Origin of the sequence: Streptomyces sp. NPDC051976 (genome assembly GCF_040680795.1) — a bacterium.
Classification (GTDB): Bacteria; Actinomycetota; Actinomycetes; order Streptomycetales; family Streptomycetaceae; genus Actinacidiphila.
This window is the reverse complement of the sequence record NZ_JBFAXL010000063.1, coordinates 40,471-49,077: the sequence shown is the minus strand read 5'-3', so window position 1 is coordinate 49,077 and position 8,607 is coordinate 40,471. Positions and strand designations below refer to the sequence as shown.

General features: G+C 71.6%; 5 protein-coding genes and 1 pseudogene. 2 read left to right on the top strand and 4 right to left on the bottom strand.

The features are described 5' to 3' along the window. The 4 genes and pseudogenes from AB0M29_RS37930 to AB0M29_RS37915 all read right to left on the bottom strand — a co-directional run. Nucleotides 1-682 (bottom strand): chitosanase (locus AB0M29_RS37930; RefSeq protein ID WP_365391362.1); only part of this gene is annotated, 682 nt, incomplete at its 3' end. Between the two features lie 336 nt (nt 683-1,018). After that, nucleotides 1,019-1,615, bottom strand: a pseudogene (locus tag AB0M29_RS37925) (right-handed parallel beta-helix repeat-containing protein); the annotation flags it as partial. Between the two features lie 432 nt (nt 1,616-2,047). Beyond that, nucleotides 2,048-2,623 carry a hypothetical protein gene (locus AB0M29_RS37920; protein WP_365391358.1) on the bottom strand — a complete coding sequence of 192 codons (576 nt, stop codon included), beginning with the start codon at nt 2,621-2,623 and terminating at the stop codon, nt 2,048-2,050. Between the two features lie 39 nt (nt 2,624-2,662). Further along, a complete protein-coding gene (locus tag AB0M29_RS37915) occupies nt 2,663-3,559 on the bottom strand; it encodes an NAD(P)-dependent oxidoreductase (protein ID WP_365391357.1) in 897 nt (298 codons plus the stop codon). A 331-nt stretch (nt 3,560-3,890) separates the two neighbouring features. Between AB0M29_RS37915 and AB0M29_RS37910 the strand changes: the two genes are divergently transcribed. Both AB0M29_RS37910 and AB0M29_RS37905 read left to right on the top strand, forming a co-directional pair. Further along, nucleotides 3,891-6,872 carry an FG-GAP-like repeat-containing protein gene (locus AB0M29_RS37910; protein WP_365391356.1) on the top strand — a complete coding sequence of 994 codons (2,982 nt, stop codon included), beginning with the start codon at nt 3,891-3,893 and terminating at the stop codon, nt 6,870-6,872. A gap of 283 nt (nt 6,873-7,155) precedes the next feature. Further along, entirely contained in the window at nt 7,156-8,586 is a 1,431-nt protein-coding gene (locus tag AB0M29_RS37905) for a biotin/lipoyl-binding protein (protein WP_365391355.1), read from the top strand. The last annotated feature ends 21 nt before the right edge of the window (nt 8,587-8,607 follow it).

Sequence of the window (8,607 nt, the reverse complement as noted above, 5' to 3'; positions counted from 1 at the left end):
CGTCGAGGAAGGCGTTGAGGTAGGTGGTCTCGTTGCCGCCCTGGGCCGGGGTCTTGGCCTTCTTCATGGCGGTCTTGCGGATGCCGCCGAAGCTGACCGGGTCGTCGCCGGGGCCGTGCATGACGATGGCGTCGTAGTAGATGAACTGGCCGAGCGTGCCCAGGCCGTCGGACTTCGCCTGGTTCACGGCCGGGTCGAAGTACATACGGTCGCGCTCGTCGTTCTGCGCCTGCTGGAAGACGGTGTCCTTGGCGGCGGTCCTCCACGCGCTCACGAAGGCGTCGCCCAGACCGCTGTGGGACTCGGAGCCGTTGACCTTCTCCAGCGCGGGCAGGAACTTCGCGAGCGGGTTGCCGGGCTCACTGGCGGTGTACGCCTGGACCAGGTCCAGCATGTCGCCGGTGCCCGAGCAGAAGCCGATGATGCCCGCGGTGTAGCCGCGGCCGTCACCGATGTCCTCGATGTACGCGTACTGCGACTTCCAGTCCAGCGAGGAGTTCTCGGCGCTGGACACCAACTGCATCGCGATGTCCTTCTTGTGCGGATCGGCCAGGCCCGCACCGGAGCCTGCCGGGGGAGTGGTCGGCGTGCCGGTCGGCTTCGGGGTCGCGGTGGGCGAGGTGGTCGGCTTCGGCGTCGGGGTGGGGGTGGGCGTGGACACCGGGGACGTGACCGTGGCGATGTTGGTCAGGCCCTTGCCGCCGCTGGACCTGTTGGTCGTCACCACCGTGTTCTTCACCGCGCAGCGGCCGTTGTCGGTGACGTTGACGCCGTAGCCCTTGGCGGAGCCGAGGGTGAACGTGTTGCCGGTGAAGGTGTTGCCGCAGCCGTACGCGCCGTAGGCGTTGTGCACCTGGAAGCCGTCGGTGTACGGGTGCGTGACGGTGTTGCCCGCCAGGGTGTAGCCGTCGCCCTTGACGTCGATGGTGGAGTCGCCGGAGTTCTGGTTCTTCTCGCCTGTGCCGTCGAGGGTGTTGCCGCTGACCGTTCCGGCCTTCGTGCCTTCCTTGATGTCGACGCCCTCGGCGGCGACACGGGGGCCGATCCGGTTGTTCAGCACCTGGACGTGGTCGGAGGCGTCCACCCCGCTCGGCCCGGCGAACTGGTCCCAGTTGCCGTTGGCGGAGCCGATGTAGACGCCCTCGCCGTACTGCGGGTGGGTCGTGCCGGTGTCGTGGACGTAGGAGTCCCGGATCACGCCGTACGCGCTCCCGGAGCGGAAGTGCACGCCCTCGTACTCGATGTGATGGACCGTCAGCGAGGCGAGGGTGACATGCGCCGAGGCGTCCAGCACGACGCCCTTCTTGGCGTGGTCGACGGTGAAGCCGGTGAGGTTCCAGTACGGCGCGCCCTTGAGCCACAGGCCGTAGCCGTTGCCGCCGCTGGAGGTGAGGACCGCGCCGGGGCCGCCGGTCAGGGTGATCGGGGCGGCGGCGGTGCCGGGCCTGGTGGCCGTGAACTGGCCGGAGTACGTGCCGTCGGCCAGCTTGATGGTGGTGCCCGGCTTCGCGGCGGCCAGCGCCGCGTTGAGCTGGGCGGCGGTCGTGACGCCGACGGTGGCTGTCTGCCCGGACCGCGGGGCGGCGGGGCTCTGCGGGGACGAGGGCGACGCCATCGCCTGGATGCCGGTGAAGGCGAGGGCGCCGGCGCCCAGGAGTGAGACTCCGGCGATCACCGCGGGGTGCTTGGCGCGGCGCCGCCGACGGCCGTGTGCACGAGGGGCCATGGGTGAGGGTCTCCAGGTGGTCAAGTCCGTGCCGGACCGGGCCGGTTGAGGGTGTCGTTAGGAAACCTTCCTAACGGGAATGCCAGGATCCTGGCGCCCTCGCATCGGGAGCGTCAAGCGCGGCCGAACCGCCGTCGCGGCGCCCCGTAGCCGCCTCCTCGCACCACCCGCTGCCCCACCGAATGCGCGCGGCGCCTCGCTGACCAGGGTGTTCGTCGCGGCCGAGGTGCGGCCGCCGTCGCGATCCTGGCAGGGTGGCCGCCGCCAGAGAAGCGGAACTCACCATTCCGCAGCGGGATTTACGGCTGGCTTAACGCGTGCTTAAGCCGCGGAGGACGGGTCGGCGGCGTCGGCGGCGTCCGCGTCCAGGGTGTAGAACGGCACCGCCCGGTAGACCTCCAGGTTCGGGTCGTCCGCCGCCACGCGGGCCGGGGCCGCCGGGCAGAACAGCCGTATGCCGCGGGCGCGTTCCTGGCGGGCCAGCCACTGGGCCTGGCTCAGCATGCCGACGCCGACCCCGGCGAAGGCGGCTCCGACGGGGACGCCGGTGTCGAAGGCGACGAGGAGTTCGAGGACCAGGACCACCGCGACCACCTTGGACAGCGGCCGGGTGACGCGCGGGAAGGTCTCCTCCGGCGGTGTCACCGTGGACCCGGCCGGGACGGGCACCGCCACCTCCAGCCGGTCCCGGTACCAGGCCCGCCGCCGCGGACCGCCGTACCAGGCCAGCGGCAGGCCGAAGAGGACCAGCCCCAGCAGGGCGTCGGCCGCGCCGCCCAGCGCCCCGGTGCGGCCCAGCAGGACGGGCAGCGCCCCGGTGGCCCCGGTCAGCAGCGCGATCGAGCCCAGTGCCCGCGCCGACCCGACGACTCCGACCAGGTCGGGCCTGCTGCTCATACGGGGAATCCTCCGGTCGCGCGTTCGATTCCCCGGATGCTACCGGCCGCCGCCCCACGCGTCGCCCGCGTTTCGCCAGGTGACCGGGTCGGTGAAGCCGTCGCGCCAGGACGGGAACTGCGGCGTCCAGCCCAACTCCGTACGGGCGTGGGCGTTGTCCGCGCCGCGCGCCCAGGGTGTGCGGGCGGTCCCGGCGTTCTCCTCGGGCGGCGGGGCGCCCACCGCGCGGCAGAACGCGGGCACCCACTCGCGTGCGGCGGCCGGGGTGTCGTCGCAGACGTTGTACGCCCCCGAGGGCCACGCCAGCGCCTGGGTCGCGGCGGCGGCCGCGTCGTCCACGTGCAGGAAACTGGTCACGTCCGCGTCGGCGGCCAGCGCCCCCGCCCTCGCCCTGTCCGCCATCAGCGCACCGGGCGCGTACCAGGTGCCGGGCCCGTACAGCATTCCGTAGCGCAGCACGACCGACTCGGGCAGCTCCCGCACGGTCCGCTCCAGCGCGTCCACCGCGGCGACGGTGGTCCGCCGGGGCTCGTCCGCGCCGAGGTCCAGCGGCACGTCCTCCGTCGCCGGCTCCGCGCCCGGCTGGTACGTCCACGCGATGCTCTGCGCCACGATCCGCCGCGCGCCCGCCGCCAGCGCCGCGTCCACCAGATTGCGGCTGCCGACGCGGCGGATCCGGGCGTTGGCCTCGCTGCTGCCCCCGCTCAGCGCCGTCAGCTGGTGCATCACCACCTCGGGCGCGGCCTCCCGCATCCCCCGCGCCAGCGCGTCCGGGTCGAACACATCGGCCACCACCGCCTCCGCCCCCCGCGCGTGCAGCGCCGCCCGCCCCTCCGCCGTCCGCGCCAGCCCGGTCACCCGATGCCCCTGCGCCACCAGCAACGGCACCAGCCGCCGCCCGATCACACCGGTCGCCCCGGCGAGGAAAACCCGCATGGCAGTCCTTCCGTTCCGTGTCGTTCTCCCTCGACCCTACGAGCGAACCGGACCACCGAGCTGGTCCAATCCACCACCACAGCGATGGGCCAATTGCCCATGGCGCCCCTTGCCTGAGCTCCGGCGATCCGGGTCGGACGGTAGGTGGTACGTTGCCGCTTTCTTCGTATGGATGCGTCATGGGGGTGGGGGCGGCGTGCGACGCCAAGGTCGTCTGATCCGTTGTTTGTGCGGTTGGGTAGCGATCTCGACAGTGGCGGCGTCAGCTGTCGCACTCGATGTCGGGTCCGCCGCTGCCGATTCGGCTCCGCAGGACAGGATCCTGCAATCTGTGCCGGAGTACGCGCCGACGGGTGAGGTTCCCGTCGCCGCCGGAACGACCGGGTTCCTGAGCGCGCAACCGTCGTGGCAGCGATACGGCTGCGACAGCACCGATGTCCTTCGGTGGACGCGCTACGACTCCGGGGCCTCGACGATCGTTAGTTCCCCGGAGTCCGCGTCCGTGTGCGGGACCAGCACCACCGGTGACGCGGTCTACGTCCAGCAGGTGCTGAGCGACGGCTCGTACCGGACCACGGAGATGAGCTCCGGCACCTCCGTGTCGTACACGATGCCGACCGGTTACCGGGACCTGGGCCTCGCCGGGTCGAAGGTAGTCGCAGGTGTTGTCTCGGACGACGGCAACAGCTACGCGGAGCTGCACCTTCTGAAGCCGGGCGCGACGGGCGCCGCGGCCGACGTACGGGTGACCGGCTTGCCCGAGGGAGCAACGCTTCCGACGTCATTCGCCAGCGCGATCGAAGCGTCGAACGGTACGCAGGGCGCGTTGTTCTTCCAGATGCCCGATGGCACGGCCAGGCTTGGCGTCGTCGATCTGGCCACCGGCGTCCTGCACGCCACGAGTGCGGCCGTCCAGCTCGGCGGGCAGGTGCAGATGGACTCGTCGCACGTGATGTGGGTGACCGACAGGACCACCGTGCATGTGCTGGCGACAGTCGATCTGCAGGCGCCGGAGATCGTCGTCCCCCTGGACGCGGTGTCCTTCGACGAGTACGCCGTCACGCTCGCGGGGAACTTCGTTCTCGCCGTCAGGGACCAGCAGTACGACAGTCCGCGCGACCCACTGGGAACTCCTCTGGTTGCGTACCCCCTGGACGGTGGCGTGCCGCAACAGCTGCTGCAGCACGCGGCGGAGACGCTGACGACGGGACCTGATGGCGGGGCGCTCGCGGTGGGCGGCCTCGCGTCCACCGCATGGTGGGTGCAGCGTGTCTCCCCGGACGGCAAGGGGGGCTTGTCGGTCACCCATGCCGCCCAGGTACCGGCCACCACGGCGGCACTGGAGTCCCTCAGCGCGGCAGGAGGTGTCGTCGTCGCCGCGTACGACGGCACCAGCGCGACACATGGGGACTTCTTCGCTTGGTCGGGGACCTCCGCTTCGCCCGAACTCATCAGCAACGGCCTCGGCGCGTTCCCCTGCGGTTCCCTGTACGGCTGCCGCAACCAGCAGGTGTGGGAAAGCGGTGCCGGCCAGCTGGACTTCAGGTACGGCACCAACACCGTCGCGATCCGCCGCGGCCTCGCCACCCTGCAGCTCCCGTCCACCGCTCAGGTCGGCGATGTAGCGGGTGCGTTCGGCAGGTACGTGCTGCGCACCTCGACTTATGGACAGAGTCCGCAACTGGAAGTCGACGACATGGCCGAGGGGCCGAAGACACTGCTCACCCGGCCTGCGGCGCCGGCCGCCCTGTGGGGCCACCTGCTGTACGCGGCGGACGCGACCCCCGGCGAGATCACGGTGACGGACCTGCGGACCCAGCAGACCGTCCGTACCGTGAATGTCGGCAGCGACTGCACGCTGGCCTTCCTCCAGGTCGTGGGCAACTGGCTGTGGCGGACCTGCAACAGCGGCTCGGCGGCCACGCCGTTCGGTGTGTGGAAGCTGGACACCGACCAGCTGATCCCGCTGCCCGCCAAGTCGGCCGGACCGCAGGAGATGCTGGGCGACGGGTACTTCGTCAACCAGGACTCCAGCCGGAATCTGTACCTCACCGACTTCCACACAGGCACCGCGATCACCACGGACCTGGGCGTTCAGCCGCGACAGGACTCGGTGGGCGGTGGACAGCGCAGCCCGTGGACGGTGGACCAGTACGGCGGGGGTCTGGTGTACCGCGCCGCCGACGACACCGTGCGTATGCGGCACCTCGACGTACCCACTTCTCCGCTCACGGCACCTGACGCCTTGGTCCCGCCCAGCCTGGACCGCGGTACCGGCACCGACACATGGGAGCCCACGTGGTGGTTGTCGAAGCCTGCGGCCTCGTGGAAGCTCACCATCACGGACACGCTCGGACGCACGGTCGCCAGCGAGAGCGGCGGACCGACCCACGGCCCGGCCATCGCCGGCTCGTGGAACGGCACGGACTACGCCACGCGGGTGAGCGTGGCGCCGGACTCGTACACCTGGAAGCTTGTCGCCCAGCCCGCCGACGGGCAGGGTCCTGCCCTGAGCCAGTCAGGAGTGGTGCGGGTGACCGGCCCGATCGCCGGGACCACACCCTCCCTGCTCGGTGAGGACTCCCTCGGCAACCTGTGGCAGTTCGACGGCGGAGGCGAGAGCGCGCCGTCGCCGTTCAGGCAGAGCCGACGTGTCGGCTACGGCTACCAGATCTACAACAAGCTGACGTCGATGTCCGGCCAACGGTCCGACGGCACAGGTGATCTCGTCGCCCGTGACTCCACCGGCGTGCTGTGGCTGTATCGCGGCACGGGGAACCGGATGGCCCCCTTGGCGGCACGGACGAGGATCGGCGGGGGCTGGAACGGCTACAACCAGCTTGTGGGGACGGGCGATCTCACCGGCGACGGTCGGGCCGATCTGGTGGCTCGTGACTCCACCGGTGTGCTGTGGCTGTATCGCGGTACGGGGAGTGCGGGCGCTCCGTTCGCGGGACGGGCACGGATCGGCGCGGGGTGGAACGCGTACAACCAGATCGTGGGGACGGGTGATCTCACTGACGACGGTCGGGCCGATCTGGTGGCTCGTGACTCCACCGGTGTGCTGTGGCTGTATCGCGGTACGGGGAGTGCGGGCGCTCCGTTCGCGGCACGGACACGGATCGGTGGCGGCTGGAATGCCTACAACCTGCTGGTCAGGGCTGGCGACGTAGACGGCAGCCGAGTCGATCTGTTCGCCCGCGATGCGAGCGGTGCGCTCTGGTTCTACGCGGGCACGGGGATCGCCACCGCGCCGTTCGCACCCCGGAAGAAGATCGCCTCGGGCTTCGACACCTACAGCACCTTGCTGTGAACGCATGAGTCCGGGTGCGCCCGGATCCGCCCCACCCGGCTGACGCAAGGTGACTTGCGTCAGCCGGGTGGGCCGGGAGTGGTGGGGGTGGGTCTTCTGGGGGTGATGGTGTTCGCCTTCTTGACGGTGTGTGTGGGCGGGCCTAGCATCCCGAGGCAAGTAAGGAAGGTTTCCTAACAGTTACGGCTGTGCGGTACCTCCGCACGCCATCGCACACCACGCACCTGCCGTGAGCCGGGGTCCGGCTCAGGGTCTGGCCTCCCCCCGCGCATGGAGTCATCCGATGGCAAGAGTCCCTGTCCGCGTACGCGGAATGAACGCCGCGGCCGGCCGCGGCGCCCCCTTAGCGGGGGAGAGCGAGCGGCCGCAGCGGTTTCCGCACGCGTCGATGCGTCAACTGGTGGTGGCGGTGGCGCTGTTGTGCGCCGCGGTCGCGATCGCGCGGTACACGCTGGTGGAGGTGATGGCGGGGCCCGCGAGTTTCGTGGGGATCGCGCGGCCGCGGCAGTCGGTGAACCTGGACTTCGCGCAGACCGGCCGGGTGGCGCAGGTGCTCGTCAAGCCGGGGGACCGGGTGCGCAAGGGGCAGCCGCTGGCCACGCAGGACCAGGGGCTGGCGAAGGCCGTGCTGGCGGACGCGCAGGCGGCGCTGGCGGCGGACCAGGTCACCTTGAAGGCGCTGCGGTCGCCGACGCTGTCTCCCGCCGACAGGGCGGCGCTCGACCAGCAGGTGCGGGACGTCAGCGGGCAGGTGAGCGCGGCGCAGCAGGCGTCGGCGGACGCGGTCGCGCGGGGCGGGAGCGGGGTCGGGCAGGCGCAGCAGACCTGGCAGGACGCGGTGGCGACCCGTAGGGCGGATGCCGCGCTGCTCGCGAAGGCCGACTGCCCCGACGCCGGTGACGCGTCCGCGGACGGCTCGGCGGCGGACACCGGCGCCCCGGCCACCGGGACCGCCTCCCCCCGGCCCACCGCCACCACTGCCACCGGCCGCAGTTGCGCCGAACTCACCGCGCAGGTCGGCAAGGACTCGGCCGCCGTCACCGCCGCGCTGGCGAATCTGACCCAGGCGAAGGCCACCGCCGCCCAACTGCGCGACGCCGCCGCCGGATCGCTGACGAGTGCGCGCTCGGCGCTCGCGCTGGCACAGAAGCAGCGCACCGCGGCCGGGGCTCCGGCGTCGGCGGCCGACGTGTCGGCGGCGCAGGCGGAAGTGGCCGCCGCGCAGCGGGTGGTGGACCAGGACAAGCAGGCGCTGGGCCAGTTGACGCTGCTGTCGCCGATCGACGGGGTGATCGCGGACGTCGGCGGCATCGCCGGTGAGCTGGACAGCTCGGACGGTGTGCGGCTGTTCGCCGGGCCGCAGGCGCTGCAGTCCGGCTCGGGGCCCGCCTTCGACCTGTTCCCCGACGGCTCCGCCGCCGCGTCCGAGCAGAACGGCACCCGCGCCGACCAGCAGCCGCTGATCACGCTCGTGAGCGCCGAGAACGACGCGGTCGCCCAGGTCAGCGAGGACCGGATACCCCGGCTGCGGCCCGGCCACGCGGCGCGCGTGACGGTGAACGCCCTGCACCGCTCGGTACGCGGAGCGGTCGCCCATGTCGTACGGGTCCCGGTCAGCCAGGGCGGAAAGGTCGAGTACGAGGTGCGGGTCACCGTGGCGGAGTGGCCGCCCGGCACCGAGCCGGGGATGAGCCTCAGCGTCACCTTCCCCTGACGTGAGCCCACGACGACCTAC